The organism is Corallococcus sp. AS-1-6, assembly GCF_020037015.1.
Taxonomy (GTDB): Bacteria; Myxococcota; Myxococcia; order Myxococcales; family Myxococcaceae; genus Corallococcus.
The window spans coordinates 1-25,916 of record NZ_JAIQDE010000045.1; the positions used below are offsets into that span (position 1 = coordinate 1).

The 25,916-nt window shown below is 68.3% G+C and carries 38 protein-coding genes and 1 pseudogene; 35 read left to right on the plus strand and 4 right to left on the minus strand.

Annotation, left to right across the window (positions count from 1 at the left end; translation table 11 throughout):
* The 31 genes and pseudogenes from tuf to rplQ all read left to right on the plus strand — a co-directional run.
* A pseudogene (tuf, locus tag K8612_RS36870) lies at positions 1–135 on the plus strand (elongation factor Tu); the annotation flags it as partial.
* Between the two features lie 195 nt (positions 136–330).
* Complete coding sequence (gene rpsJ, locus K8612_RS36875; protein ID WP_002633608.1) at positions 331–639, plus strand: 30S ribosomal protein S10; 309 nt, start codon at positions 331–333, stop codon at positions 637–639.
* A gap of 51 nt (positions 640–690) precedes the next feature.
* On the plus strand, positions 691–1,314 hold the full coding sequence (gene rplD / locus K8612_RS36880; RefSeq protein WP_120523549.1) for a 50S ribosomal protein L4: 624 nt from the start codon (positions 691–693) through the stop codon (positions 1,312–1,314).
* On the plus strand, positions 1,311–1,604 hold the full coding sequence (locus tag K8612_RS36885) for a 50S ribosomal protein L23 (RefSeq protein WP_120523548.1): 294 nt from the start codon (positions 1,311–1,313) through the stop codon (positions 1,602–1,604). The genes rplD and K8612_RS36885 overlap by 4 nt, the downstream gene beginning before the upstream one ends.
* Before the next feature lie 38 nt (positions 1,605–1,642).
* Entirely contained in the window at positions 1,643–2,488 is an 846-nt protein-coding gene (gene rplB, locus K8612_RS36890; RefSeq protein WP_120621648.1) for a 50S ribosomal protein L2, read from the plus strand.
* Positions 2,489–2,501: 13 nt separating this feature from the next.
* A complete protein-coding gene (rpsS, locus tag K8612_RS36895) occupies positions 2,502–2,789 on the plus strand; it encodes a 30S ribosomal protein S19 (RefSeq protein WP_014395864.1) in 288 nt (95 codons plus the stop codon).
* A 35-nt stretch (positions 2,790–2,824) separates the two neighbouring features.
* Positions 2,825–3,169: a 50S ribosomal protein L22 gene (gene rplV, locus K8612_RS36900; protein WP_223645251.1), complete on the plus strand. Its 345-nt coding sequence runs from the start codon at positions 2,825–2,827 to the stop codon at positions 3,167–3,169.
* Between the two features lie 41 nt (positions 3,170–3,210).
* Entirely contained in the window at positions 3,211–3,873 is a 663-nt protein-coding gene (gene rpsC / locus K8612_RS36905; RefSeq protein WP_014395866.1) for a 30S ribosomal protein S3, read from the plus strand.
* Positions 3,874–3,937: 64 nt separating this feature from the next.
* Positions 3,938–4,357, plus strand: coding sequence for a 50S ribosomal protein L16 (rplP, locus tag K8612_RS36910; RefSeq protein WP_014395867.1), 420 nt, complete (start codon positions 3,938–3,940; stop codon positions 4,355–4,357).
* Positions 4,358–4,431: 74 nt separating this feature from the next.
* Positions 4,432–4,638 carry a 50S ribosomal protein L29 gene (gene rpmC, locus K8612_RS36915; protein ID WP_120523545.1) on the plus strand — a complete coding sequence of 69 codons (207 nt, stop codon included), beginning with the start codon at positions 4,432–4,434 and terminating at the stop codon, positions 4,636–4,638.
* An 83-nt stretch (positions 4,639–4,721) separates the two neighbouring features.
* The gene (rpsQ, locus tag K8612_RS36920; protein ID WP_169821648.1) at positions 4,722–5,048 is read left to right on the plus strand and encodes a 30S ribosomal protein S17; all 327 of its coding nucleotides are present in this window, start codon (positions 4,722–4,724) and stop codon (positions 5,046–5,048) included.
* A 65-nt stretch (positions 5,049–5,113) separates the two neighbouring features.
* Positions 5,114–5,482 (plus strand): 50S ribosomal protein L14, encoded by a 369-nt coding sequence (gene rplN / locus K8612_RS36925; RefSeq protein ID WP_014395870.1) that lies wholly within the window; start codon positions 5,114–5,116, stop codon positions 5,480–5,482.
* 42 nt (positions 5,483–5,524) lie between these two features.
* On the plus strand, positions 5,525–5,854 hold the full coding sequence (rplX, locus tag K8612_RS36930; protein ID WP_223743461.1) for a 50S ribosomal protein L24: 330 nt from the start codon (positions 5,525–5,527) through the stop codon (positions 5,852–5,854).
* Between the two features lie 175 nt (positions 5,855–6,029).
* Complete coding sequence (gene rplE / locus K8612_RS36935) at positions 6,030–6,683, plus strand: 50S ribosomal protein L5 (RefSeq protein ID WP_120552132.1); 654 nt, start codon at positions 6,030–6,032, stop codon at positions 6,681–6,683.
* A 24-nt stretch (positions 6,684–6,707) separates the two neighbouring features.
* Positions 6,708–6,893, plus strand: coding sequence for a type Z 30S ribosomal protein S14 (locus tag K8612_RS36940; RefSeq protein ID WP_014395873.1), 186 nt, complete (start codon positions 6,708–6,710; stop codon positions 6,891–6,893).
* A 168-nt stretch (positions 6,894–7,061) separates the two neighbouring features.
* On the plus strand, positions 7,062–7,460 hold the full coding sequence (gene rpsH / locus K8612_RS36945; RefSeq protein WP_223765681.1) for a 30S ribosomal protein S8: 399 nt from the start codon (positions 7,062–7,064) through the stop codon (positions 7,458–7,460).
* A 64-nt stretch (positions 7,461–7,524) separates the two neighbouring features.
* Positions 7,525–8,091, plus strand: a complete 567-nt coding sequence (rplF, locus tag K8612_RS36950; protein WP_223743462.1) for a 50S ribosomal protein L6 — start codon at positions 7,525–7,527, stop codon at positions 8,089–8,091.
* Positions 8,092–8,199: 108 nt separating this feature from the next.
* Entirely contained in the window at positions 8,200–8,556 is a 357-nt protein-coding gene (gene rplR / locus K8612_RS36955; RefSeq protein ID WP_014395876.1) for a 50S ribosomal protein L18, read from the plus strand.
* A gap of 22 nt (positions 8,557–8,578) precedes the next feature.
* The gene (rpsE, locus tag K8612_RS36960) at positions 8,579–9,100 is read left to right on the plus strand and encodes a 30S ribosomal protein S5 (RefSeq protein ID WP_014395877.1); all 522 of its coding nucleotides are present in this window, start codon (positions 8,579–8,581) and stop codon (positions 9,098–9,100) included.
* Positions 9,101–9,102: 2 nt separating this feature from the next.
* A complete protein-coding gene (gene rpmD / locus K8612_RS36965) occupies positions 9,103–9,372 on the plus strand; it encodes a 50S ribosomal protein L30 (RefSeq protein WP_120586475.1) in 270 nt (89 codons plus the stop codon).
* Between the two features lie 16 nt (positions 9,373–9,388).
* Positions 9,389–9,916: a 50S ribosomal protein L15 gene (rplO, locus tag K8612_RS36970; RefSeq protein WP_223743463.1), complete on the plus strand. Its 528-nt coding sequence runs from the start codon at positions 9,389–9,391 to the stop codon at positions 9,914–9,916.
* Positions 9,917–10,047: 131 nt separating this feature from the next.
* The gene (gene secY, locus K8612_RS36975) at positions 10,048–11,394 is read left to right on the plus strand and encodes a preprotein translocase subunit SecY (protein ID WP_121778770.1); all 1,347 of its coding nucleotides are present in this window, start codon (positions 10,048–10,050) and stop codon (positions 11,392–11,394) included.
* A gap of 90 nt (positions 11,395–11,484) precedes the next feature.
* The gene (locus K8612_RS36980) at positions 11,485–12,135 is read left to right on the plus strand and encodes an adenylate kinase (RefSeq protein ID WP_223765682.1); all 651 of its coding nucleotides are present in this window, start codon (positions 11,485–11,487) and stop codon (positions 12,133–12,135) included.
* A gap of 101 nt (positions 12,136–12,236) precedes the next feature.
* Positions 12,237–12,995, plus strand: coding sequence for a type I methionyl aminopeptidase (gene map, locus K8612_RS36985; RefSeq protein WP_223765683.1), 759 nt, complete (start codon positions 12,237–12,239; stop codon positions 12,993–12,995).
* A 150-nt stretch (positions 12,996–13,145) separates the two neighbouring features.
* Positions 13,146–13,364 carry a translation initiation factor IF-1 gene (gene infA / locus K8612_RS36990; protein WP_002614803.1) on the plus strand — a complete coding sequence of 73 codons (219 nt, stop codon included), beginning with the start codon at positions 13,146–13,148 and terminating at the stop codon, positions 13,362–13,364.
* A 67-nt stretch (positions 13,365–13,431) separates the two neighbouring features.
* On the plus strand, positions 13,432–13,548 hold the full coding sequence (gene rpmJ / locus K8612_RS36995; protein ID WP_002633586.1) for a 50S ribosomal protein L36: 117 nt from the start codon (positions 13,432–13,434) through the stop codon (positions 13,546–13,548).
* 54 nt (positions 13,549–13,602) lie between these two features.
* Positions 13,603–13,986: a 30S ribosomal protein S13 gene (rpsM, locus tag K8612_RS37000; RefSeq protein WP_014395883.1), complete on the plus strand. Its 384-nt coding sequence runs from the start codon at positions 13,603–13,605 to the stop codon at positions 13,984–13,986.
* Positions 13,987–14,061: 75 nt separating this feature from the next.
* Positions 14,062–14,502, plus strand: a complete 441-nt coding sequence (gene rpsK / locus K8612_RS37005; RefSeq protein ID WP_014395884.1) for a 30S ribosomal protein S11 — start codon at positions 14,062–14,064, stop codon at positions 14,500–14,502.
* A 69-nt stretch (positions 14,503–14,571) separates the two neighbouring features.
* A complete protein-coding gene (rpsD, locus tag K8612_RS37010; protein ID WP_014395885.1) occupies positions 14,572–15,198 on the plus strand; it encodes a 30S ribosomal protein S4 in 627 nt (208 codons plus the stop codon).
* 211 nt (positions 15,199–15,409) lie between these two features.
* A complete protein-coding gene (locus K8612_RS37015; protein WP_014395886.1) occupies positions 15,410–16,432 on the plus strand; it encodes a DNA-directed RNA polymerase subunit alpha in 1,023 nt (340 codons plus the stop codon).
* A 192-nt stretch (positions 16,433–16,624) separates the two neighbouring features.
* Positions 16,625–17,044, plus strand: coding sequence for a 50S ribosomal protein L17 (rplQ, locus tag K8612_RS37020; RefSeq protein ID WP_223743466.1), 420 nt, complete (start codon positions 16,625–16,627; stop codon positions 17,042–17,044).
* A gap of 132 nt (positions 17,045–17,176) precedes the next feature.
* Here rplQ and K8612_RS37025 read toward each other — a convergent pair whose 3' ends face one another.
* From K8612_RS37025 to K8612_RS37035, 3 genes are read right to left on the minus strand one after another with little or no spacing between them, the layout of a single operon-like run.
* Positions 17,177–17,833: a hypothetical protein gene (locus tag K8612_RS37025; protein WP_223765684.1), complete on the minus strand. Its 657-nt coding sequence runs from the start codon at positions 17,831–17,833 to the stop codon at positions 17,177–17,179.
* Between the two features lie 36 nt (positions 17,834–17,869).
* Positions 17,870–19,252, minus strand: coding sequence for a tetratricopeptide repeat protein (locus K8612_RS37030; protein WP_223765685.1), 1,383 nt, complete (start codon positions 19,250–19,252; stop codon positions 17,870–17,872).
* Positions 19,253–19,259: 7 nt separating this feature from the next.
* Complete coding sequence (locus K8612_RS37035; RefSeq protein WP_223743469.1) at positions 19,260–20,060, minus strand: 1-acyl-sn-glycerol-3-phosphate acyltransferase; 801 nt, start codon at positions 20,058–20,060, stop codon at positions 19,260–19,262.
* A 211-nt stretch (positions 20,061–20,271) separates the two neighbouring features.
* Between K8612_RS37035 and K8612_RS37040 the strand changes: the two genes are divergently transcribed.
* The 3 genes from K8612_RS37040 to K8612_RS37050 all read left to right on the plus strand — a co-directional run bounded on the left by K8612_RS37040 (position 20,272) and on the right by K8612_RS37050 (position 23,861).
* The gene (locus K8612_RS37040; protein ID WP_223743470.1) at positions 20,272–20,886 is read left to right on the plus strand and encodes a deoxynucleoside kinase; all 615 of its coding nucleotides are present in this window, start codon (positions 20,272–20,274) and stop codon (positions 20,884–20,886) included.
* Positions 20,883–22,058 carry a DUF2314 domain-containing protein gene (locus tag K8612_RS37045; protein ID WP_223743471.1) on the plus strand — a complete coding sequence of 392 codons (1,176 nt, stop codon included), beginning with the start codon at positions 20,883–20,885 and terminating at the stop codon, positions 22,056–22,058. Before K8612_RS37040 ends, K8612_RS37045 begins: the two co-directional genes overlap by 4 nt.
* A 66-nt stretch (positions 22,059–22,124) precedes the next feature.
* Positions 22,125–23,861, plus strand: a complete 1,737-nt coding sequence (locus K8612_RS37050; RefSeq protein ID WP_223743472.1) for an FHA domain-containing protein — start codon at positions 22,125–22,127, stop codon at positions 23,859–23,861.
* 6 nt (positions 23,862–23,867) lie between these two features.
* Here the strand turns inward: K8612_RS37050 and K8612_RS37055 are convergent, their stop codons facing one another.
* Entirely contained in the window at positions 23,868–24,794 is a 927-nt protein-coding gene (locus K8612_RS37055; protein WP_223765686.1) for an EamA family transporter, read from the minus strand.
* Between the two features lie 191 nt (positions 24,795–24,985).
* On the opposite strand from K8612_RS37055, the gene K8612_RS37060 reads away from it, so the two are divergent.
* Positions 24,986–25,903, plus strand: coding sequence for a pseudouridine-5'-phosphate glycosidase (locus tag K8612_RS37060; RefSeq protein ID WP_223743474.1), 918 nt, complete (start codon positions 24,986–24,988; stop codon positions 25,901–25,903).
* Positions 25,904–25,916: the final 13 nt, after the last annotated feature.

The window sequence follows — 25,916 nt, forward strand, 5'->3', positions numbered from 1 at the left end:
GTCATGCCGGGCGACAACATCGCCATCGAGGTGGAGCTCATCACCCCGGTCGCGATGGAGAAGGAGCTCCGGTTCGCGGTTCGTGAAGGCGGTCGTACGGTGGGCGCGGGCGTCGTGGCGGAAATCATCGCGTAGTTCCCACGCCACCAGCTCTCCGGTACGCCCCTGGTGGGCCGTTCCGGGGAGCCGGTGGAAATCCAGTTGCAACCCATGGGGTGTGGTGGTACACACCGCGCCCCTTCGTTCCGAAGAAACGGTTCTCTGAAATCCAGGCGTTGACGGGCGTACCGCCTCACGGTTCCCAGAGGTCGTTCAAAGAGGTTCTTGCGAATGGCGACACAGAAGATCCGCATCCGGCTGAAGGCGTACGACTCGAAGCTCCTGGACCAGAGTGCTGGGGAGATCGTCGAGACGGCCAAGCGCACGGGCGCCAAGGTGGCCGGTCCGATCCCCCTGCCGACGCGCATCAACAAGTTCACCGTGTTGCGTTCGCCGCACGTGGACAAGAAGAGCCGCGAGCAGTTCGAGATCCGCACGCACAAGCGCCTGCTCGATATCCTCGAGCCGACCCAGCAGACGCTGGACGCGCTGATGAAGCTGGATCTGTCTGCCGGCGTTGACGTCGAGATCAAGTCCTAGGAAGCGGGATGGCGTCGGAGTGGTTTCACTCTGACCCCCGAGGAAAGTGCCATGGCGAAGTTTGACGTAGTCGACCTGGATTTGAAGAAGGTGTCGGAGATCGAGCTCTCCGACGAGATCTTCGGCGCCGAGCCGAACACCCACCTGTTCTACGAGGTGGCGAAGATGCAGCAGATCAACCGGCGCCGCGGCACGGTCGGGGTGAAGAACACCTCGCTCGTCAGCGGCGGCGGCAAGAAGCCCTGGAAGCAGAAGGGCACCGGCCGCGCCCGCCAGGGCTCGATCCGCGCCTCCCACTGGGTGGGCGGCGGCAAGGCGATGGCCCCCAAGGCCCGTGACTACTTCTACCGGCCTCCCCGCAAGGTCCGCCGCGGTGCCCTGCGCGCCGTGCTGTCCCTGCGCGCCCGGGAGAAGCAGCTCATCATCCTGGACGGCTTCAAGCTGGACGCCCCGAAGTCCAAGCAGGCCTTCGAGGTGCTCACGCGCCGGATGAAGCTCCAGAACGCGCTGGTCATCGACGAGCGTGGCAACACCAACCTGCACCGCAGCGTGCGCAACCTGGCGAAGTTCGACGTGCTGCCGCCCGAGGGTCTCAACCTCGAGTCCGTGCTCAAGCACTCGCACATCGTCCTGACTTCCGCCGCCGCGAAGGCGCTCGAGGGGTCCCTGTCATGAACCTGAACGACGTCATCAAGGGCCCGCTCATCACGGAGAAGCTGGACAAGGCCCGGGAGAAGTTCCGCCAGTACTCGTTCATCGTGGACCGCAAGGCCACGAAGCACGACGTGTCCCGCGCGGTCCAGTCCCTGTTCAAGGTCACGGTGGAGGGTGTTCGCACCAACATCGTGCGTGGCAAGACGAAGCGGGTGGGCAAGAGCATCGGCCAGCGCCCCAACTTCAAGAAGGCGGTCGTCACCCTCAAGGAGGGTGACAAGATCGAACTCTTCGAAGGGGGAGCGGTCTGACGCCACTGGCGTCCGGATCCGCCTGAGAGGAACACACCATGGGCATCAAGAAGTACAAGCCGACCAGCGCCGCCCGCCGTCTGATGACGGTGTCCGACTTCGCGGACATCACCAAGGACTCCCCGGAGAAGTCGCTCACCGAGCCCATCAAGCGCTCCGGTGGCCGCAACGTCCACGGGCACATCACCCGCCGCCACCAGGGTGGCGGTCACAAGCGCCGCTACCGCGTCATCGACTTCAAGCGTCGGGACAAGGACGGCGTGCCGGCCAAGGTCGTCGCGGTCGAGTACGACCCGAACCGCACCGCCAACATCGCCCTCCTGCACTACGCGGACGGTGACAAGCGCTACATCCTGGCCCCCGTGGGCCTGAGCGTGGGCGACACCGTGTTCGCCGGCTCCACCGCCGACATCCGGCCGGGCAACAGCCTGCCGCTGCAGAACATCCCGGTGGGCACCATCATCCACAACGTGGAGCTGAAGCCGGGCCGTGGCGCCCAGGTCATCCGCTCCGCGGGGACCTCTGGCCAGCTCATGGCCAAGGAAGACCGTTACGCCCAGGTCCGCATGCCTTCCGGCGCCGTGCGCAAGGTGCTCATCGAGTGCCGCGCCACCGTCGGCCAGGTGGGCAACATCGAGCACGAAATCATTCGCATCGGTAAGGCGGGTAAGAGCCGTTGGCTGGGCATCCGGCCCACCGTCCGCGGTCTGGCCATGAACCCTGTCGACCACCCGCACGGTGGTGGTGAGGGTAAGTCCGGCCAGGGTAATCCGCACCCGGTGTCTCCGTGGGGCAAGAAGACCAAGGGCCTCACCACGCGCACCAACAAGCGCACCGACAAGTTCATCGTGAGCGGCCGCCGCCAGGGCGCGCGCAGCCAGTAAGAGGATTTGAAACATGGCTCGTTCGATCAAGAAGGGTCCGTTCGTCGACGATCACCTCCTCAAGAAGATCGAGGGGATGATTGCCGCGAACAAGAAGGCGGTCGTCAAGACCTGGTCCCGGCGCTCCACGATTCTCCCTGAGTTCGTGGGTCACACCTTCGCCGTGCACAACGGCAAGAAGTTCATTCCGGTGTTCGTGACGGAGAACATGGTGGGCCACAAGCTCGGCGAGTTCGCTCCCACGCGCACCTTCGGCGGGCACTCGGCGGAGAAGAAGGTCGCCAAGGCCCCGGGCAAGTAGCCCGTACCTACGCCTGAGAGCCTGAGGAGATGACCATGGAGTCGACTGCACATCTGCGTCACCTGCGCATGAGCCCGCGCAAGCTGTCCCTCGTCGCGGCGCTCGTCCGGGGCAAGCCTGTCGAGGCCGCCCTGAACATCCTGAAGTTCACCCCGCGCGCCGCCGCGCGGCCGGTGGAGAAGCTCATCAAGAGCGCCGTCGCGAACGCGACGGACCTGTCCAAGGGTCAGGTCGACGTGGATACCCTCTACGTCAAGACCATCTCCGTGGACCAGGCCGCCACCCAGCGCCGCTTCATGCCGCGCGCCATGGGTCGCGCGACGCCCATCCAGAAGAAGTCTGCCCACGTCCACGTCGTGCTGGCCGAGGCCAAGAAGTAGGACCCGTCGGGCCCCGCCCGGACGCACCAAGGAGATTCAGTTTGGGACAGAAAGTACATCCGATCGGGTTCCGGCTCGGCGTCATCAAGACCTGGGACTCCAAGTGGTTCGAGCACAAGAACTACGCCCAGTGGCTCCACGAGGACATCCGCATCCGCGAGTTCGTGAAGAAGTCGCTGAACCACGCGGGCGTGTCCAAGGTGGAGATTGAGCGCGCCGCCAACAAGGTGAAGGTCAACGTCCACACCGCGCGTCCGGGCATCGTCATCGGCAAGCGCGGCGCTGGCATCGAGACCGTCAAGAAGGACCTCCAGCAGTTCACCAAGAACGAGGTCTTCCTGAACATCGTCGAGGTCCGCAAGGCCGAGACCGACGCGCAGCTCGTGGCGGAGAACATCGCCACGCAGCTCGAGCGCCGCATCGCCTTCCGCCGCGCCATGAAGAAGGCGCTGCAGACCGCGATGAAGTTCGGGGCCAAGGGCATCCGCGTGGCCTGCTCGGGCCGCCTGGGTGGCGCCGAGATGGCCCGCTACGAGTGGTACCGCGAGGGCCGCGTGCCCCTGCACACCCTCCGTGCGGACATCGACTTCGGCTTCGCCGAGGCCAAGACGACCTACGGCAAGATTGGCTGCAAGGTCTGGATCTGCAAGGGCGAGGTCCTCCCCGGCAAGGGTGGCCAGGCCCCCCAGGCCACCAACCGGTAAGACGCCCCTGTGGGGCGGGCCCTAAGAAGCCCGCCCTGCACGCGAGGCACGAAGGACATCGACCATGCTTCAGCCTGCTCGAACCAAGTACCGCAAGATGCAGAAGGGCCGCATGTTCGGCTCGGCCCACCGCGGCAGCGACCTCACCTACGGTGAGTTCGGCCTGGTGAGCCTCCAGCCGGGATGGATCACCTCGCGCCAGATCGAGGCGGCCCGTATCGCGATGACCCGCCACGTGAAGCGCGGCGGCAAGATCTGGATCCGGATCTTCCCGGACAAGCCCATCACGAAGAAGCCCGCCGAAACCCGTATGGGTACCGGTAAGGGTGGCGTGGAGTACTACGTCGCGGTCGTCAAGCCGGGACGCGTCCTCTACGAGATGGAGGGCATGACGCAGGAGATCGCCACCGGTGCGCTGAAGCTGGCGCAGGCGAAGCTGCCGGTGCTCACCAAGATCGTGCGCCGCAGCGAGCTCTCGCTGTAGTCACGCACCGCCGGGACGGGCGCTCAACCTGGTGACAGGGGAGGGCGCCCGCATCCCGCGCCGAGGAGACCAAGATGGCGACTGCGAAGGAACTGAAGGACCTGTCGACGGACGACCTGCAGAACCGCGCGAAGGAACTGCGCGACACGCTGGTCCAGGATCGGCTCAAGCGTCGGACCGGCTCGCTGGACAGCCCCGCTGAGGGCGTGCAGCACCGCCGTGATCTGGCCCGCATCCTCACCGTCCTGGGCCAGAAGGCCCGGGCCGCGAAGGCGGGGTAGTAGTAGCAGTGCATCCGCGGGCATCCGGGCTCACCCGGGTGTCCGTGGCCATCCGGGCAGAGGGCCCGGGTGCATGACAGACAGTGAGAACCAACATGGCTGAAGCGACCGAAACGCCCGCTGCCGAGACCTCCACCCGGGGTCGTCCCAAGACCCGCGTGGGCATCGTCACCTCCAACAAGATGCAGAAGACGGTGGTCGTCACCGTCCAGCGTCGTGCTCCCCACCCGAAGTACGGGAAGATCATGAGCCTGCGCGAGAAGTACAAGGCGCACGTCGAGGATCACGACTACCCGAAGAAGGTCACCATCAACGAGGGTGACCGGGTGCGCATCGCCGAGACCAAGCCCGCTTCGAAGGACAAGCGTTGGCGCGTGGTCGAGGTGTTGGAGAAGAGCAAGAACGTCTAGGTAGGCCACACCACGTCCGTGCGCCATGAAGCGCGTGGACGGGTTCGAGCAAGAGGAGACTTCACATGATTCAGATGCAGAGTGTGCTCGATGTGGCCGACAACTCGGGCGCCAAGAAGGTGTTTTGCATCAAGGTTCTCGGCGGCTCCAAGCGCAAGTACGCCTCCATCGGCGACGTCATCGTCGTGTCGATCCGCGAGGCCCTGCCCAACTCCAAGGTGAAGAAGGGTGACGTGGCCAAGGCCGTCATCGTCCGCACCCGTCGCGAGGTGGGTCGTGCGGATGGCAGCTACATCAAGTTCGACGGCAACTCGGCGGTCCTCATCAACAAGGACCTGGAGCCCATCGGGACGCGCATCTTTGGGCCGGTCGCCCGTGAGCTGCGTGCCCGCAAGTTCATGAAGATCATCTCGCTGGCGCCCGAGGTCCTCTAAGAGGACGCAGGCCTGACGGCGAACAGCCAGAGTGAGGAAGCCATGCAGAAGCTGAAAGTCGGTGACACCATCCAGGTCATCTCCGGGTCCGAGCGCTCGGAGAAGACGCCGGCGACCAAGCGCGGCAAGGTGCTGAAGGTTGACCGGGAGGCGGGCCGCGTGACGGTCGAGGGCCTGCGCCTGGTCAAGCGCCACCTGCGCAAGACGCCGCAGTCCCCCGAGGGCGGCATCATCGAGAAGCCGGGTACCATCGCGCTCTCGAACGTCCAGGTGGTCTGCGCCAAGTGCGACAAGCCGACCCGAGTCGGCATCCGCAAGGAGGGGGAGACCTCCAAGCGGTTCTGCAAGCAGTGTGACGCCCTGATTGACTAGGGGTCGTTGTTCGGGCATGTATGCGCGCCCCTTGCCTCACCCGGTGGTGAGGCAAGCGGGCGTGCACGTCCAGAGGGCTGAAATCGTTGTGCCTTCTGGGTGTTTCCACGTTCTAGACGCAGGACTGATCGGGCGCGCTGGGTCATGACGGCGTTCCGAAGCAGAGGACTGAAAGATGGCTGACGAGAAGAAGGCCGACTCGAAGGAAAAGAAGAGCAAGAAGCGCGGCAAGGAAGAAGCCAAGAAGGTCGGCTTCGCCGCGAACATCGAGGAGGGCCTGAAGGCGCGCTCGGCGCGGCTCAAGGACCGCTTCCGCGCGGAAGGCGTTCCTTCGCTGATGAAGGAGCTGGGGCTCAAGAACCCCATGGAAGTGCCGCGGCTGGAGAAGATCGTCGTCAACATGGGTCTGGGCGAGGCGCTCGCCAACAACAAGATCCTGGAGTCGGCGGTGGACCAGTTGGCGGCCATCACCGGTCAGAAGCCGGTCGTGACCCGCGCGCGCAAGTCCATCGCGAACTTCAAGCTGCGCCAGGGCCAGGCCATCGGTGCCGCCGTCACGCTGCGCGGCGACCGCATGTTCGAGTTCATGGACCGCCTCATCACCGTCGCGCTGCCGCGCGTGCGTGACTTCAAGGGCGTGTCCCCGAAGGCCTTCGACGGGAAGGGCAACTACACGCTCGGCGTGCGCGAGCAGATCATCTTCCCGGAAATCAACTACGATCAGATCGAAAAGGTGAAGGGGCTCAACATCAGCTTCGTCACCACCGCCCGGAACGACGAGCAGGGCCTCGCGCTGATGCGTCACTTCGGCATGCCGTTCCGTCAGTAACCGAGCCCAGGACTCCCATCGATCATGGCCAAGCTCTCCAAGATTGCCCAGGCGAAGCGCAAGCTGAAGTTCCCCGTGCGTCAGTACAACCGCTGCGGTCTCTGCGGTCGTCCTCGCGCCTTCCTGCGCAAGTTCAAGATGTGCCGTATCTGCCTGCGTCACCGCGCCCTGCGCGGTGAGATCACCGGCGTCACCAAGTCGTCCTGGTAGGCGCTGGACCCGGAACATCGTCCCTGCCCTGAAGAGGGCAGGGCGGTGCCCGGTTGAAGTAGAAGGGAAGTGGCGGTCGTCGCGAACCCCCGGGATGGGCCCGGCAGGCGCGGTGGCCGCAAATGCGGTGAGTCCCCAGGGGACCGCTGCTTTGCTTGAAGGTGCTTCATGCCGGTCAATGATCCCGTCGGCGACATGCTGACCCGCCTGCGCAACGCCTCGCGTGCGCGGCACGACAAGGTCGTCATCCCCCACTCGAAGCTCAAGGTGGAGATCGTCAAGGTCCTCAAGGACGAGGGCTACATCGGGGATTTCACCATCCACGAGGTCGCGCCGCAGAACGAGATCACCGTCCAGTTGAAGTACGGCCCGGATCGCAGCCCGGTCATCACCGGCATCCGCCGCGTGTCCAAGCCTGGCCTGCGCCGCTATGTCGCGGTGCGCGACATCCAGCCGGTGCTCGGCGGCATGGGCATCTCCATCCTCTCCACCTCGCGCGGCATCCTGGTGGACACCGAGGCCCGGAAGCAGAAGGTCGGCGGCGAGCTGCTCTGCACGGTCTACTAGCCAGGAGCCTGGGTGAGGCGCCCCGCGAGGAGCGCGCCCCGGGCGACGACAGCACGAGGCAATCATGAGTCGGATTGGAAAACTGGCGATCAAGCTCGGCGACAAGACGAAGGTCAACGTCGCCAACCAGCAGGTCAACTTCGAAGGCCCCAAGGGCAAGCTGTCCGTCAAGCTCCCCGCCAAGGTGAAGGTGGAGGTGAAGGACGGCCAGGTGACGGTGCAGCGCGCGGATGACTCGCGCGAGGCCCGCAGCCTGCACGGCCTGACGCGGACCATCCTCGCCAACGCGGCGAAGGGCGTGTCCACGGGCTTCGAGAAGCGTTTGGACATCCGCGGCGTCGGTTTCCGCGCGGAAGTGAAGGGCAAGGCCATCCACTTCTCGCTCGGCTACTCCCACCCGGTCGTGTTCAACCTGCCGGAGGGTGTGACGGCGGAAGTCGACAAGACCTCCCGCACCGAGGACAGCCTTCCCACGGTGGGGCTCACGCTCCGCTCGGCGGACAAGGAAGTCCTGGGCGCCACGGCGGTCAACATCCGCTCGCTGCGTCCGCCGGAGCCCTACAAGGGCAAGGGCATCAAGTACGCCGAGGAGCGCATCCGTCGCAAGGAGGGCAAGACCGGTACGACCTAGTCGTCGCCGCGTCTTCGCCGAGCATTCAACCCCGCCGGACCTTGAGGTCTGGCGGAATCATCCGGCGGCGGAAGGCCGCATCGCCGCCGGACGGAAAAGGAAGCAGCCATGTCCAAGACTGTCGATCAGCGCCTCAAGAGGAAGAACCGCATCCGCAAGAAGCTCTCCGGAACCACGGAGCGTCCGCGGCTGTCGGTCTACAAGAGCCTCAAGCACATCTACGCGCAGGTGGTGGACGACTCCACCGGTCGCACGCTGGCGTTCGCGTCGTCCCTGTCCAAGGAGCTGAAGGGCAAGGACGAGGGCGACAAGAAGGCCGACGCGAAGCGCGTGGGCTCCCTCATCGCGGAGAAGTGCAAGGCCGCCAACGTCGATGCGGTGGTGTTCGACCGCAACGGCTTCCCTTACCATGGGCGCATCGCCGCCGTGGCTGACGCCGCGCGCGAGGCCGGCCTGAAGTTCTAGGTACCAGAAAGGAATTCCTCAAGTGGCAACTCCGATCAATCCGAACGATCTGGACCTGACCGACCGCGTGGTGAATATCAACCGCGTGGCCAAGGTGGTGAAGGGTGGCCGCCGTTTCTCGTTCGCCGCGCTCGTCGTGGTGGGCGATGGCAACGGGCACGTGGGCGTGGGCCTGGGCAAGGCCAACGAAGTCCCCGAGGCCATCCGCAAGGGCGGCGAGAACGCGAAGAAGAACCTGTTCCGCGTTCCGCGCATGGGCCACACCATCCCTCACGAGATCCTGGGGCACTTCGGTGCCGGCTGGGTGCTCCTGAAGCCGGCCTCCGAAGGTACGGGCGTCATCGCCGGTGGCGCGGTGCGCGCGGTGCTGGAGGCGGCGGGCATCCGCAACATCCTGACCAAGAGCCAGGGTTCGCGGAATCCGCACAACGTGCTGAAGGCCACGGTCGCTGGCCTGAAGCTGCTGCGCAGCGCGGAGCAGGTCGCGCGGCTGCGTGGCAAGGACGTCGAGACCCAGAAGCTCGCGGGCGAGGCGAGGGGCTAGTCATGGCGCTCAAGGTTAAGCTGACGAAGAGCTTCTCGGGGTCTTCCGAGGACATGCTGGCCACCATCAAGGGCCTCGGTCTGAAGAAGTTCGGCGACGAGCGGCTGTTGAAGGACACCCCGGCGGTGCGCGGCATGGTGTTCAAGGTGAAGCACCTGGTCTCCCTGGAGACGGTCAGCCAGGAGGCCCCGGCGCCCAAGCGCCGCAAGCCCCGGAAGATTGTCGCCCGGGACCGCGCCCTGGAGCGCCTGGCCGCCACGGCCAAGGCCTGAGAACTGAGGACCCAACATGAGCATCCTGACCAATCTGAAGCGCCCTGAGGGCTCCTGGCACCGCAAGAAGCGCGTGGGCCGTGGCCAGGGTAGCGGCCTGGGCAAGACGGCCGGCCGCGGCGGCAAGGGCCAGAAGGCCCGCTCCGGCAACATGCGGTTCGAGGGCTTCGAAGGCGGCCAGAGCCCGCTGCAGCGCCGTCTGCCGAAGTTCGGCTTCAACCCGCCCAACCGCACCGCGTACGCCATCGTGAACCTGGGTGACCTGGAGCACGTGTTCGACGCGGGCGCCACGGTGGACGAGGCCGCGCTGAAGCAGGCGGGCCTGGTCAAGGGCCGTTATGACGGCATCAAGGTCCTGGCGCACGGCGAGCTCGCCAAGAAGCTCACCGTGAAGGTGAACAAGGTGTCCGCGGCGGCTCGCGAGAACATCGAGAAGGCGGGCGGCTCCGTGGAGGAGCTCCCCCTGATGGCGCACAAGCCGGAGTCGGCCGCCAAGGCCCACGCCGGCAAGGGCGTCAAGGCTCCTCGCCAGCCCCGGGCGTAGGCGTGACCGGCGCGCATCACGGTGATGTGGTGCGCGCCCCCAGCCTTGTGTAGGCTTCCGCGCCCCTTTCCGGAACCGGAGAGGGGCGTTTGTTGTTGCTGGCAGAACCTCTTGAAGAGGATGGCATTACCGTGGCCCTGAACGCCTTCGCCAACGTCTTCCGCATCGCGGAGCTGCGCAGCCGGCTTGCGTACACGCTCGTGCTGCTGTCCGTCTACCGCATCGGCATCTTCATCAACACGCCGGGCGTGGACCGCTCCGCGATGAACGCGTTCATGGACGCCCAGAAACAATCGGGCGGTCTGGTGTCGCTGTTCAACCTCTTCTCCGGCGGCGCGCTGGAGCAGATGTCCATCTTCGGCCTGGGCATCATGCCGTACGTGAGCGCCTCCATCATCATCCAGCTCCTGGCGGTGGTGGTGCCCAGCCTGGAGCGCCTGCAGAAGGAAGGCGCCGCGGGCCGCCAGAAGATCAACCAGTACACGCGCTACGGCAGCATCGCGCTGTCCATCGTGCAGGGCGTGGGCATCTCGCGGTGGCTGGCCTCGCTGGGCCGCTCCGACGCGGGGCAGGGCGGCTTCAACCAGGTGGTGGTGCCCAACGACAACCTCTGGTTCACCTTCATGACGGTGGTGAGCCTCACGGCGGGCACGGCCTTCATCATGTGGCTGGGCGAGCGCATCACCGAGCGCGGAATCGGCAACGGCATCTCGCTCATCATCTTCGCGGGCATCGTGGCGCGCGTGCTGCCCGGCGCGAAGACGCTGCTGGACCTGACGACGCAGGAAGTGGTGAACGTGGCCGCGGTGCTGGGCCTGCTCTTCTTCATGCTCCTCATCATCGGCGTGGTGGTCTACGTGGAGCGGGGCATGCGGCGCGTGCCCATCCAGTACGCCAAGCGCATGGCGGGCCGGCGCATGTTCGCGGGCCAGGCCACGTACTTCCCCATGAAGGTGAACGCCTCGGGCGTGATTCCCCCCATCTTCGCCGGCGCGGTGCTGTCCTTCCCCGCGACGCTGGGTGCGTGGTTCCCCTTCCTGCAGGGCTTCCAGCGCAGCATCGAGGGCAACCTCTGGGTCTACAACGGCCTGTTCGTGCTGCTGGTGGTGTTCTTCTCCTACTTCTACACGGCGCTCACGTTCCGGCCGGATGACGTGGCGGACAACATCAAGAAGCAGGGCGGCTACATCCCCGGCATCCGCCCGGGCCGTCAGACGGCGGAGTTCATCGAGCGCACGCTCAACCGCCTCACGTTCGGTGGCGCCATCTACCTGGCCATCATCTGCGTGATTCCGTCCGTCATCAGCAGCGTGCTCGGGGTGCGCTTCACCTTCGGCGGCACGGCGCTCCTCATCGTGGTGGGCGTGGCGCTGGACACGGTGCAGCAGATCGAGGGTCACCTCATCAGCCGCAACTACGAAGGCTTCGCGGGTCCGCGCGGTCCGCGCATCCGTGGTCGGGTCCGCGTGGCGGCCTGACAGCGGTCCGTTGTGTTCCGGGCGCCTCTCCCCAATGGTGGGGAGGGGCGCCTCGTCGTTCAAGGGTGGACGCTGGTGCAAAGGAGCGACATGAACCTCATCCTCTTGGGGCCGCCGAACGCCGGGAAGGGAACCCAGGCGAAGAAGCTCTACGCGGACTTCCAGATCCCGCAGATCTCCACCGGCGACATCCTGCGCAAGGCCGTCAAGGATGGCACGCCGCTGGGCCAGGTGGCTGGGCCGCTGATGGCCGCGGGGCAGTACGTCCCGGACGATGTCGTCATCGGCATCGTCGAGGAGCGGCTGAAGGAGCCGGACGTGGCCAAGGGCTTCGTGCTCGACGGCTTCCCCCGCACCCCGGGACAGGCGGACGCGCTGGACCGGATGCTGGAGCGGCTGGGCAAGCAGTTGAACGCCGTTGTGTCGCTCGAGGTCCCGCACTCGACCCTGGTCGAGCGTGGCTCCGGCCGGCGCGTGTGCCCCAATGACGGAGCCGTCTACCACGTCACCCAGAGCCCGCCGAAGCGGGCGGGCCTGTGCGACAAGTGCGGCACGGAGCTCGTGCAGCGTCCGGATGACACGCCGGAGGTCATCGAGAAGCGCCTGCAGAAGTACGACGCGGAGACGTCCCCCCTGAAGGACTTCTACGCGAAGAAGGGGCTGCTCAAGAGCGTGGACGGGGTCGGCTCCCCAGAGGGCATCTACGAGGAGATCAAGAAGGCCGCGGGCCGTCCCGCCTGAGCGTGGGGCAGCCAGCAGGTCGAGGGCAGGGCCGGTCTGGACTGCCGCCCCACCGGTCCCGGGTTCCCGACAGAGCCGCAGGCCGGTAGGGAAAGGGGCGCATGAACCCGGTGGAGCTCAAGAGCCCGGATGAGATCGCCCTGATGCGGGAGGCGGGGCGGATCGTCTGTGAGATCCTGGACGAGTTGGAGAAGGCCGTGGCTCCCGGTGTCTCCACCTGGGACCTGGACGCCCTGGCGGAGCAGCTCATCGCCAAGAAGGGCGCCCGGTCGGCGTTCAAGGGCTACCACGGCTTTCCGGGCGTCCTCTGCGCCTCCGTGAATCAGGAGGTCGTCCACGGCATCCCAAGCCGCAAGCGGCGGTTGGAGGCCGGGGACCTGATGAAGCTGGACTTCGGGGTGGTCTACCGGGGCTTCTTCGGGGACTCGGCGCGCACGGTGGCGGTGGGGAAGGTGACGCCAGAAGCCCAGGCCCTGGTGGACACCACCCGGCAGTCCCTGGAGAAGGCCATCCAGGTGATGCAGCCGGGCAACCGGATTGGCGACATTGGCCACGCGGTGCAGAGTCACGTGGAGGCGCGGGGGTTCTCCGTGGTCCGGGATTTCACGGGACACGGGATTGGCAGGAAGCTACACGAGCCACCGCAGGTGCCCAACTACGGGCAGGCGGGGTCCGGGATGAAGCTGCGGCCAGGCATGGTCCTGGCGGTGGAACCGATGGTGAACCAGGGGACGCCCGACGTGGAGGTCCTGGGGGACGAGTGGACGGCCGTCACCGTGGACGGCAAGTTGTCCGCCCACTTCGAGCACACCATCCTGATCTCGGAGCGGGGGCCGGAAGTGCTGACCCGGCGTCGATGAGGGCCCCCGGACCCCGGGTGAAATAGGGTGATGTCAGAAGGTGTTGATAGAGGTCCAGATTTCAGATCGCGCGGCGCTTGCTACTTACGGACCAAAGTGTTATCCCGCCGCGCTTCCAGAAGGTTCGTGGTCCGGGAAGAAGGTTGACGCTTGCCGAAGGATGATTCCATCGAAGTCGAGGGGACCGTTATGGAACCCCTACCGAACGCGATGTTCCGCGTGGTGCTGGACAACGGCCACAAGGTGCTCGCGCACATCTCGGGCAAGATGCGGATGCACTTCATCCGTATCCTCCCGGGCGACAAGGTGAAGGTCGAGTTGTCGCCGTATGACCTGACCCGTGGACGGATCACGTACCGGGCCAAGTAATTCGCGCCGGCCGCCTGTGCGGACCGGCTGTTGTGCTTTTCACCGCTGAAGGAAGGAAGTTCGCTCCATGAAGGTTCGGGCGTCCGTCAAGAAGATCTGCGACAAGTGCAAGGTCGTTCGCCGCAAGGGCATCGTGCGCGTCATCTGCGCCTCCAACCCCCGGCACAAGCAGCGCCAGGGCTAAGAGTCCCCAGGGACTCTTGCCTCAGACCAACTCCACAACGAAGGAAGACCGAAGATGGCTCGTATCGCCGGCATCGATCTGCCGCCCAACAAGCGTGCGGTGATCTCGCTTCAGTACATCTACGGGATCGGTAACAAGACCGCGCACGACATCATCGAGGCGGCGGGCATCGATCTCACCACCCGGACCAAGGACCTCACCGAGGACCAGGCTCGAAAGATCCGCGAGATCATCGAGGCCAACTACAAGGTCGAGGGTGACCTCCGGCGCGAGGTGACCATGAACATCAAGCGGCTGATGGACCTGGGTTGCTACCGGGGTCTGCGTCACCGCAAGGGTCTTCCGGTCCGCGGCCAGCGCACCCACACCAACGCGCGCACCCGCAAGGGCCCCAAGCGCGGCATCGTTCGCGCGAAGCCGGCCGCTCCGGCCCGCTAAACCCTCTGGCGCCCGCTGCCTCGCTTCGTGTGAGGCGCGGGCGTTGATCACCTACTCCCAGGAGCAGCGATTCACATGGCTGACGAGATCAATACCGCCGCCGCGCCGGCCGGTGCCGAGGGTGGCGAGACCCCTGCGGCGAAGAAGAGCAAGCGCAAGGGCAAGAAGAACATCCTCAACGGCGTGGTCCACATCCAGTCCACGTTCAACAACACCATCATCACGATTACGGACGTGTCCGGGAACGTGATCTCCTGGTCGTCCGCCGGAGCGCGCGGCTTCAAGGGCAGCCGCAAGTCCACGCCGTTCGCGGCGCAGGTGGCCGCTGGCGACGCCGCGGCGAAGGCGATGGAGCACGGCCTGAAGACCGTGACGGTGTTCGTGAAGGGCCCGGGCGCGGGCCGTGAGTCGGCGCTGCGCGCGCTGGCCGCCGCCGGCCTGAAGATCAGCCTCATCCGCGACGTGACGCCCATCCCGCACAACGGCTGCCGTCAGCCCAAGCGCCGCCGCGTCTAATCACCGCTTCGGGCCGGGGACCCGCCTCGCGGCGGGCCCGGCTCCAGACCATCTGCAAGGAGAGTTTCCGTGGCTCGTTATACCGCGAGCGCCTGCCGTATCTGCCGGCGCGAGAACCTGAAGATGTACCTCAAGGGCGACCGTTGCTACACGGACAAGTGCGCCATCGAGCGCCGCCCCTATCCCCCCGGTCAGCACGGCCAGGGCCGCGTGAAGTTCTCCGGCTACGGCGTGCAGCTGCGCGAGAAGCAGAAGGTCAAGCGCATGTACGGCCTGCTCGAGAACCAGTTCCGCGGGTACTACCACCGCGCGTCCGCGGCCAAGGGCAAGACGGGTGAGAACCTGCTGCAGCAGCTTGAGCTCCGCCTGGACAACGTGGTGTTCCGCATGGGCTTCGCGGACACGCGCAACGAGGCGCGCCAGTTGGTGCGTCACGGTCACTTCCAGGTCAACGGCCGCCGGGTGAACATCCCGTCGTTCGCCGTGAAGCCGGGCAGCGCGGTGGAAGTGGCGGAGAAGAGCCGCAAGGTGCTCCGCATCTCCGAGGCGCTGGAGACGGTGGACCGCCGTGGCGTTCCGCAGTGGATCGACCTGGACAAGAAGGCGTTCAAGGGCACCGTCAAGACGGTCCCGAACCGCGAGGACCTGACGATGCCCATCCAGGAGCAGCTCATCGTCGAACTGTACTCGAAGTAAGCAGGGGTGCCGGGCCCGCCTTCCGGTGGGCCCCTCCCGCGGTGGACGCCCTGGCCGACGAGGCCGGGGCTTTGTCGCCTGTCGTTTCTCCGCCTGGAGGGCGCGTCCTGCGTGCGCCAGGCGAGGTTGTTAGCAGTCCCCCCGCGTGCCCGTCCTCCCGTCACCCTGACGGGGAAGTGGGTGATGGCGCACGACCAGAGGAGCAGTCCCCATGGCCGACACGTTTGTTGCGAAGAACTGGCGCGACCTCATCAAGCCGCGCCGCATGGAAGTGGACCAGGACTCGCTGAGCCCCACGTACGGCAAGTTCGTGGCGGAGCCGCTGGAGCGCGGCTTCGGGACGACGCTGGGCAACTCGCTGCGGCGGGTGCTGCTGTCGTCTCTGCAGGGCGCGGCCATCACCTCCGTGAAGATTGAAGGCGTGGACCACGAGTTCACGACCATCCCCGAGGTGGCCGAGGACGTCACGGACGTCGTGTTGAACCTGAAGGAGGTCCTCCTCCGGATGCACACGAACGAGACGAAGACGCTGCGCATCGAGGTGGAGGGCCCCAAGGAAGTGAAGGCGGGCGACCTCATCGCGGACCAGGACGTGGAGATCCTGAACCCGGGTCACCACATCTGCACCGTGTCCGAGGGTGGCAAGGTGCGCATGGAGCTGACGTGCCGCCGGGGCCGGGGCTACGTGCCGGCGTCCACCAACAAGGTGCCGGGCGCGCCCATCGGGACCATCCCCATCGACTCGCTCTTCTCGCCCATCCGCAAGGTGAACTACCAGGTCACCAACGCGCGCGTCGGTCAGGTCACGGACTACGACAAGCTGTCGCTCGAGGTCTGGACGGACGGCTCCGTGGTGCCGCAGGACGCGGTGGCGTACGCGGCGAAGATCATCAAGGAGCAGCTCACGGTCTTCGTGAACTTCGACGAGACCGAGGAGCCGGTCGTCGCCGAGGCGCCGAAGGAAGAGGCCAAGCTCAACGAGAACCTGTTCCGCTCGGTGGATGAGCTGGAGCTGTCGGTGCGCTCGGCCAACTGCCTGCAGCAGGCGAACATCAAGTCCATCGGTGACCTGGTCCAGCGCACCGAGGCGGAGATGCTCAAGACGAAGAACTTCGGCCGCAAGTCCTTGAAGGAGATCAAGGAGATCCTCGCGGAGATGGGCCTGTCGCTGGGCATGAAGCTGGAGAACTGGCCGCCGAAGAACGCGCCGGCTCCCGCGGCCCCCAAGGCCTGAAGCGCCGTCGTTTCCTGAAGCACCTGCCTTGGCTCCCCGCCGACACGGCTTCACGGTGGCGCGAAGGCAGGGGGCCCTGGTACACAGGGCCCGATTCAATGGCGGCCCCCGGTGTCGGGGCCGTCCTTCCCACCCGGTACCTGATACGGCCGGAGTGGTGGGGCACTCCAGAAGAGGCCCCGGAGCACGCGCATGCGCCATAAGGTCGGACAGAGGAAGCTGCACCGCACCACGAGCCACCGTCTCGCGATGCTGAACAACATGGTCACGTCCCTGCTGGAGCACGGGGCCATCCGCACCACCGTTCCCAAGGCGAAGGAAGTCCGTCCGCTGGCCGAGCGCATCATCACGCTCGCCAAGCGCGGTGGCCTGTCCAACGTGCGCCTTGCTGCCCGCACCGTGAAGGACCGCGCGGTCCTCCAGAAGGTGTTCAGCGAGTACAAGGAGCGTTACGCCTCCCGTCCGGGTGGCTACACCCGCATCGTGCGCCTGGGCTTCCGCCGGGGCGACGCCGCGGAGATGGCCCTCATCGAGCTGGTGGATCGTCCCGCGAAGGCCCCGGCCGCCGCCGAGACGACCGAGGCTCCCGCCGAGGCGAAGACCGAGGGTTGAGCCGTTCCCCGTGCCCGGGTCTCACGTGAGTGAGGCCCGGACGGGCTGAAGCAGCACAAAGGGCGCCTTCCTGCTTCAGGAGGGCGCCCTTCGTGTTTCCGGCGTCTGGCGGGGCCCTGCCTCGCGGCCGGGCTACTTCTTCGGCGCGAGGAGGCGCTGCCACTCCTCCTGGAGCGAGGGCGTGAGGTCGGCCTTGTCGTCCGCGCTCTTCATCGTCAGCGCCTGGAAGCGCAGGTCCGCGGGCGCGGCGCCGCCGGTCTTCCCCAGGAGTTGCTTGGGCGTGATGGTGATGAAGTTGCCGGGCTGCACCTCCGCCACCACCGCCTTGTACTCGTTGTTCACGGTGATGATGACGTCGCGCCAGACGTCCTTGCTCTCGTTCCAGATGGTGACGGAGGGCCGGTCCAGCTTGTCGCTGAGCACCAGGCGCGCGTCCATGTCACCCGTGTCCATCGAGCGGCCCGGGCACGCGATGCCGAGGCTGGCGATGGACAGCACGAGCCAGCCCGCGACGATGCCGGCCTTGTACTTGAAGAAGCGGTCGCTCGCGCGGAAGTCCGCGAACTGCTCCTTCAGGATGGAGAAGGCGTTGAGGACGACGTTGGACGTCTCCGCGGCGACGCGCTTGCCCAGGGGGCCTTCCGGCTTCGCCTTCTCCAGGGGGGCCGCGCGGGCGGCGCTCACGGCGCGCATGCCGGAGCTGGTGGCCGCCCGGGGCTGGGTGCCGGGGTTGGACGGCGTCCGGGGCGGAGGGGGGCTGGGAGGGGCGGGTTTGCGCGCGTCGCTCATCGAAGGTCGAGTGTAGAGGGCGCGGTGCGCCGGTGGCTACTGGCCCTTGAGCACCTGCAGGGCCTTGCTGGCCACCGCGTTGTCGGGCTGGGTCTCCAGTACCTTCCCCAGCCAGCGCTCCGCTTCGCTCGCGGCCTTCTGGCGGTCCTCGGGGCGGCGGGCCTTCTGGGCCTCCTCGGTGTAGAGCAGGCCCAGGCGCAGGGCGAACTCGGTGTTCTCCGGGTCCTTGTCCGCCACGACCTTCAGCTCGCGCTGCGCGGCCGCGTAGTCCCCCTGCAACTGGTACACGAGCGACAGCTTGCCGCGCGCGGCCGCCGAGTCCGGCGCCAGCGTCACCGCCACCTGGAAGGCCTCCTTCGCGGTGTCCAGGTCCCTGGCCTCCAGGCGCAGGTCGCCCAGGCGGAACCAGGCCAGGTCCAGCAGCGGGTTGAGCGCCACGGCCTTCTCGAAGGCGGTGCGCGCCGCGTCCGTGCGCTGGCGCGTCAGGTACAGCTCCCCCAGGTAGAGCTGGTTCTTGCCGTCCTGGGGGGCGCGCTCGATGGCCTGCTTGAACTCGTCCACGGCGCGGCCGGCGTCATCCAGGCGCTGGTAGGCCAGCCCCAGCAGGGCGTGCACCACGGCCAGGTCCGGGTAGTCGTGGAGGATCTCCTCGAAGGCGATGAGGGCGTGCTGGGGCGCGTCCAGCTCGTGCAGGTAGCGCATGCCCTCCTCGAGCTTCGCCTCCGCCGCCTTGGGGAAGTTCTGGAACGGGTCCGCCAGCGGGTTCATCAGCGCCCGCGCGGTGGCGACCTCCGCCGGCGTGGGGTTGCCGCGCACGACGGTGCCCAGGGCCGCCACGGCGCCCGCCGTGTCGCCCGTGCGAGCCAGGGCCTTGGCCAGGGGCAGCTTCCAGCCCGCGCGCTCCGGGGCCAGCTCCACGGCCTTGCGCAGCGGGCCCAGCGCGGCGGTGTACTGCTCCGACTCCAGGCGCGCCACGCCCAGGCGGTAATGGAACTCCGCGGTCGTGGGGGACAGCGTGATGGCGCGCTCGAAGGCGGCCACGGTGGGGGCGCCCGCGTCCCGGGCCCGCGAGAAGAGCGTCAGGCCCAGCATGTACTGGTCCACGGCGCGCTCGTTCTTCGCGATGGCCTGGCGCAGCTCCTCCGCCCAGGCGTCCGCGCGGCCCGCCTTCACCTGGGCCTCCGTGAGGGCGCGGGCCACGTCCACGTCGTCCGGCGTGCGCGTGTGCAGCTCCCTCAGGAGCTTCACCGCCTCATCCGGCTGGTTGCCGTCCAGGTACGCGCGCGCCTGGGCTTTGGGGGACAGCGCGGGGGCCTGGGCCTGGCCGTGGCCGCAGCCGGTGGCGAGGAGCCCCAACCCCAGGAGGGCGGCGGGCCAGCGGAGCGTGCGGAGGCGGTTCGAGGGAAGCGTCAGGGGCACGGGGAGCTCAGGAGGCCTTGGAGGTGACGGAGGCGGCACGCTGCGCGACGCCCTCGCGGTTCGGCGGGGCGACGGCCGTGTCGGGGTCACCGCCCTTGCCACCCAGGGAGAGGCTGTCGGCGATGATCTGCGCGCGCACCGCGCGGGCCAGGCCCTCGCGGTCGTTGTCCGCGAAGCCGGTGGTGTCGATGGGGCGGCCGACCTTCACGCGCACCACACCCGGGGTGATGTTCCACGAGTTCTTGGGCATCACGTTGTCGGTGCCCTCGATGGTGACGGGGCAGATGGGCACGCGGGCCTTCAGCGCGAGCGCGAAGGGGCCCTTCTTGAAGGGCAGCACGCGGCCGTCCGGGGAGCGGGTGCCCTCCGGGTACAGGAAGATGCTGGTGCCCGCGCGGATCTTCCGGGCGGCCTTCTCCAATGACGCGATGGCGGACGCGCGGTCCCCGCGGTCGATGAAGATGTGGCCCGCGAGCCAGAGGTACCAGCCGATGAACGGCACGAAGCGCAACTGCGACTTGGCGACGAAACGGAAGTCCACCGGCACGGCGAGGAAGTGGGCCGGGATGTCGAGCGTGGACAGGTGGTTGCCGACGTAGATGGTGGGCCGCTTCGGGTCCACGTTCTCCCCGCCAAGGACCTCCAGCTTCGCGCCCCCGGCCCAGAGGAGCACGGGCGACCAGAGCCTGCGGGCGACGGCGACCGAACGCGACGGGTTGAGCGTCACCAGCATGGCGAGGCAGGCCACCGGGAAGCAGACCATGGACCAGACCGTGACCACGAAGATGCACCACAGCTTGCGCAGCATGCGTCGCCTTTCCTCCTACCGGGGGACCTGAGTGCCGGAAGGACCCCGGGGGTGCCGCTCCCCCGTCGTGCAGGCAGGCGGCGCGGCATGGGCGCCGGCTCGGGCTCCTGGACGTGCGGAACGGGGCGGGGGCATGCACTTTATCTACCATGGCTCCCCTCGCCATTGTTTCTGGTGAATGCCGCTCGCTGGGGTTACAAGCAAGGGTGGCGTGGCCAGGAAAAAGTTCATCGCCATCGCGGGCAACATCGGAGCCGGAAAGACGGAGCTCACGTCCTTCCTGTGCCGGAAGTACGGCCTCACGCCGTCCTTCGAGCCCAATGACCAGAACCCCTACCTCGCGGATTTCTACAAGGACATGAAGACGTGGGCGTTCCGCTCGCAGCTCTTCTTCCTCACGCACAAGTTCCGTCTGCACCGGGAGCTGGAGCGCACGCCGGGCACCGTGCTCCAGGACCGGACCCTCTACGAAGACGCGGAAATCTTCGCCAAGAACCTCCACCGGCAGCGGCTCATCGACAAGCGCGACTGGTCCACCTACTGGGAGCTGTACCAGACCATCTCCCAGTCGCTCCGGCCGCCCGACCTGATGATCTACCTGCGCTGCCCGGTGGTGACGCTGAAGGAGCGCATCCGCCTGCGCGGGCGGGCCATGGAGAAGGACATCCCGACCGCCTACCTGAAGCGCCTCAACGCCCTCTACGAGGAGTGGTTCGAGGGCTACTCGCTGTCACCGGTGCTGGTGCTGGGGACGGACAAGCTGGACTACCTCACCAACCTGGTGGACCGCGTGGACCTCTTCCGACAGATTGAGAAGCACCTGTGAAGGAGGTCTACGTCCTGGCCACCGAGCAGTCCGTGCCGCCCTCTCTTGACGCGCTGCGCGCGGCGTTCGCCACGGACGAGGTGGAGTTCGTGCCGCACGAGGGCGACTGGGGCTTCACCGTGCGCGCGGACGGCTCGGAGGTGAAGGTGGTGCTCAAGCCCCTGAGCGACGGCCGTCCCCGCGTCCCCCAGGAGCTGTTCAGCGGCAGCCCGGAGGCCTTCGCGCGCGTGGAGAAGTCGCAGGCCTGCTACGCATTCCTCCTGGAGCCGGGCGGCGCGCAGCCCACGCTGCCCGTCTTCGAGGCGCTGTGGACCGTGCGCACGCTGATGGAGCAGGCGCCGGGCGTGCTCGTGGACCTGACGGCGTTCAAGCTGCACGAGCCCGAGGACGTGGTCGAGATCACCGAGCTGGACTTCGACATCCGCGACCACGTGCACCTGCACGCCATCGAGCTGGCGGAAGGGGACACGCCGCTGTGGGTGCACTCGCACGGGATGGAGAAGTTCGGCGCGCGCGACGTGGAAATCTTCCACCTGGGCGAGGGCGACCTGCTGGCCGCGGAGAGCTTCCTCCACGAGCTGTGCACGGACCTGGCGTTCGCGCAGGGGCCCGCGCTGCGCTCGGAGGTAGCCACCAGCGAGGGCCAGAGCTTCACCCTGGTGCCGTCGGAGGAGGCCCGCGCGAACCTGCTGGGGGTGCCGCTGGACGCCTTCGAGGGCCACGAGGGGCTGTTCCTCACGGTGGTGTCGCCCCTGGGCCGGCACAACACGGCGGAGCTGCTGGCGACGTACCGGGAGCGCTTCGCCAAGGAGCCGGCCGAGCAGACCCAGGCCATGCACGAGGAGGCGCAGGCGCTGCTGCCGGCGTTCCTGGCGCGCTTCCAGCGCAAGGGGTTGATGGAGCCCCTCACGTTCCTGGTGCGGGCCCCCTTCGAGACGCACCCGGAGGGCGAGGTGGTGGTGGAGAACCTGTGGCTGGAGGCGGTGGCCCGGGACGAGGGCTCCGTCGTGGGCCGGCTGGTGGATGGCGCGGTGCACACCACGGAGTGGCGCAAGGGGGCCCATGTGGAGGTGGAGGAGAAGCAGATCAACGCCCTGGCCATCGCCCGGGAGGGCCGCGCGCTCAACGAGTCCGAGCTGCGCGCGCTCTTGAACGCCGAACGCCCCATGTAGCGCCGCGCGTCCAACCCGACGCGTCTTGCGAGCGCCCCGAGGGGCACTGCTAGGCTGCCCGTCCGCATGCCGGCATTGCTGCTGCTCACGGGCCCCTCGGCGGGGCGCCGGTACGAGGTCGTCTCCCAGCTCACCCTCGGCCGCAGCCCCTCCTGCGACATCCCGCTGGAAGACGACCAGGTGTCGCGCCGCCACGCGCAGCTCTTCCTGGACACCGTCGCGGGACAGGTGCGGCTGCGCGACCTGGGCTCCACCAACGGCACGCTGCTCAACGGGCAGCGCCTGGCGCTCCAGGAAGAGGCGGTGCTGCGGCCTGGCGACCGGATGCGCGTGGGCGCCACCATCGCGGTGTACGAGCCGCCGCCGGTGTCCATCGTCGACGAGCCCTCGGGCGTCGTGGCGCCGGAGCCGGAGCACGTGCCCATCGAGGAGGTGCTGCCGCACGTGGGCGCGGCCGCGGCGATGTACTCGGCGGGGACGGCGCTCTTGGGGGCCACCAGCGAGGCCATGGTGCTGCGGCGGCTGTCGGAGGAGACGGCGCACGCCCTCAACGCGGACCGCGCCGCGGCGCTCCTCAGCGGGCCAGAGGGGCTTCGCACGGCGGCGGTGTCTGGCGCGGCGTCCGTGGAGGTGCCTCGCGCGCTGGTGCAGGCGGCGCTGGAGCGCAAGGAGTTGGGGCGGACGGACACGGCGCTGTGCTCGCCGCTGGTGGCTTCGGGCGGGATGCCCTTCGGCGTGCTGTACGTGGAGCGCGAGGAGTCGCCGTTCACCGAGGGCGAGGGCCAACTGCTCGCGTCGCTGGGGCGGCTGGGCGGCGAGGCCTATACGGCGGTGCGCTCGCGCGGCGAGGCGGAGGCCGCGGAGACGCCGTGGGTGACGCCGCTGGGGACGTCGCGGGCGTTCCGGGGCGTGGTGGAGGAGGCGCGGCGTGCGGCGGGCAGCGCCGCTCCGGTGGTGCTGTTCGGCGAGCCGGGCACGGGCAAGGCGCTGCTCGCGCACTTCCTTCATGGGAAGTCCCCGCGCGCGCTGGGGCCGTGGGTGACGGTGGAGTGCCGTCAGTCCCTGGAGGCGGTGGAGGTGGCGCTCTTCGGCCGTGCGGGCGCGCCCGGCCAGCCTCCGGTGACGTCCGCGGTGCTGCGCGCGGACGCGGGCACGCTGCTGCTTCGCCATGTGGAGGCGCTGCCCCGGCCGGCGGCGGAGCGGCTGGCGCGGATGCTGGCCCGGCGCGCGGCTCCGGCCCGGCAGGGCGGCGAGGAGCCCGTGGACGTGCGCATCGTCGCCACCTGTGCTTCGCCGGTGTCGCGGCTCGCGTCCCGGGGCGAGTTCGACGCGGCGCTGGCCCGGGGGCTCACGGGCTTCGAGCTGGAGGTCCCTCCCCTGCGCGAGCGGCGGGGGGACGTGCCGGTGCTGCTGGAGCACTTCGTGCTGCGCGGCGCCCGGCACGGCGGGCGGGAGGCTCCGGTGCTGGGACCGGAGGCCCGGCGCCTCCTGGCCGAGTATCCGTGGCCGCAGAACGTGCGCGAGCTGGAGCTGGTCGCGGAGCGGCTGGGGCGCGTGTACGCGGCGGGCCACGTGGGCATCCCGCAGTTGCCTCCCGAGGTGCGCGAGGGCGCGGTGGGGCACGCGCCTCGCACGTTGCAGGAGCAGGTGGCCCGGCTGGAGCGCGACGCCATCGCGGAGGCGCTCCGCGAGTCCGGCTGGAAGAAGGTCCGCGCGGCGGAGCTGCTGGGCATCAGCCGGCCCACGCTCGACCGGAAGATGGAGGAGTACGGGCTGACGCTGGAGCGGGGGACTCGCGGCTGAGCGCGCTCAGGCCTTCGTGATGGCGCTGTCCTTGCGGCGGCTGATCAACACGCCCGTGAGGATGAGCGCCGCGCCGAGCGTCTGGAAGAGGGTGGGGCGCTCGCCGCGGACGGCCCAGGCGGTGAGGGCGGCGACCACGGGGATGCCGGTGCCATAGAGCGTCGTGCGGTTGGTGCCCACCTGCTGCACGCTGCGGAACCAGACGAAGTAGGCGAGCACCAGCGGCACCAGCGCCGAGTACACGAGCGCCACCCAGCCCGCGGCGCCCACGCGCGACGCGTCCATTTCGATGACCTGGGACGCGCCGGCCAGCACGACGCCCGGGGCGCCCGTGAGCATGGTGATGGCGGTGACGCGCAGCGCGGACACGCCTTCTCCCACCGCGCGCGTGCCCACCGTGTAGATGGACCAGCACAGCGAGCTGCCGACAATCAGCGCGTCGCCCGTCCACGTCGCCGCGCCCAGGTCCGGGCTTCGCGCACCCACGACCAGCAGCGTGCCCACCACCGCGAGCGAGAGCCCCGCGACGACCGGGCGCCGCAGCTTCTCGATGCCCAGCGCCGCGCCCAGCGCCGCCGTCACCACAGGGCTCACCGCCGTGAGCATGCCGCTGTTGGCGGCCGTGGTGCGCGCGAGGCCTTCGATGAAGCACAACTGGTACAGCGTGTTGCCCACGAACCCCAGCGCGGTGAGCCGCAGGAACGTCTTCCACGGCATCGGCTTGCGGCCTTCCACCGCGAGCAACACGAGCCCCATCGCGAGCGCCGCGAGCCCGAAGCGCAGCGACATGAAGGCCCGCGCCGGCATGCCCTCCAGCGCGTCCTTCACCAGGGTGTAGTTCGTCCCCCAGACCACGACGACGGCGATCATCGCCAGGTCGGAGGCGGAGAGGAGACGGGCAGGCGCTGCGACCGCGGGCGACGAGGTGCTCACGGCGGCGGGGCATAGGGCGGCGCGGGTCCGGATGCAACCGACGGGGCTGCAACGAACACGCGGGCCCGCGCCGCTTCCCTGGCAGGCGACACGCACGCGCGGTGCTCTCCCAGGGGGCGGCGGCACCGGGCCGACGTTTCCCCACGCCCGTGCTTGTCCGGCCGCCCCGGCCATGGCGTAAATGCCCGCCCATGGACTTCCGCTATTCGGACGAGGTGCGGCGCGCGAAGGACTCCGGGCAGCCGCTGGTGGCGCTGGAGACGAGCGTGGTCGCGCAGGGCCTGCCGTACCCTGACAACCTGGCCGCCGCTCGCGCGTGCGAGGAGGCCGTGCGCCGCGCCGGCGCCGTGCCCGCGCCCATCGCGCTCGTGGACGGCGAGGTGTGGATTGGCCTGGAGGACGCCACGCTGCGCCGCCTGGCCGAGGGCAAGGAGAAGCTCCTCAAGGTGGGCTCGCGCGACCTGGCCGTGGCGGTGGCCACCCGGGCCAGCGGCGGCACCACCGTGAGCGCCACGTGTGAGCTGGCCGCTGCGGCGGGCATCCGCGTCTTCTCCACCGGCGGCATCGGCGGCGTGCACCGGGGCGCCTCCGAGCACTGGGACATCTCGCAGGACATCGCGGCCCTGTCGCGCTACCCGGTCGCCGTGGTGTGCGCGGGCGCCAAGTCCGTGCTGGACCTGCCCAAGACGATGGAGCTGCTGGAGACCGCGGGCGTGCCCGTCATCGGCGTGGGCACGAACGAGCTGCCGTCCTTCTACAGCCGCGAGTCCGGCCTCTCCCTGGAGCACCGCGCGGACGACGCGGAGACCGCCGCGCGCATCGCCCACGCCCGCTTCGAGCTGCTGGGGCAGGGCGGCGTGCTCTACACGGTGCCGCCTCCGGTGGAGGCCGCGCTGGCTCGCAACGACGTGGAGCTGCACATCGCGTCGGCGCTGGCGGACGCGGACCGGCAGGGCGTGCGCGGCAAGGCCGTGACGCCGTTCCTCCTGGGCGAGATGGCGAAGCGCACCGGGGGCAAGACCCTCAAGACGAACCTGGCGCTCCTGGAGAACAACGCGCGCTTCGCGGGGGCGCTGGCCGTGGCCTACGCCCGCCTCGCGAAGCGCTGAGCGACGAGGACGG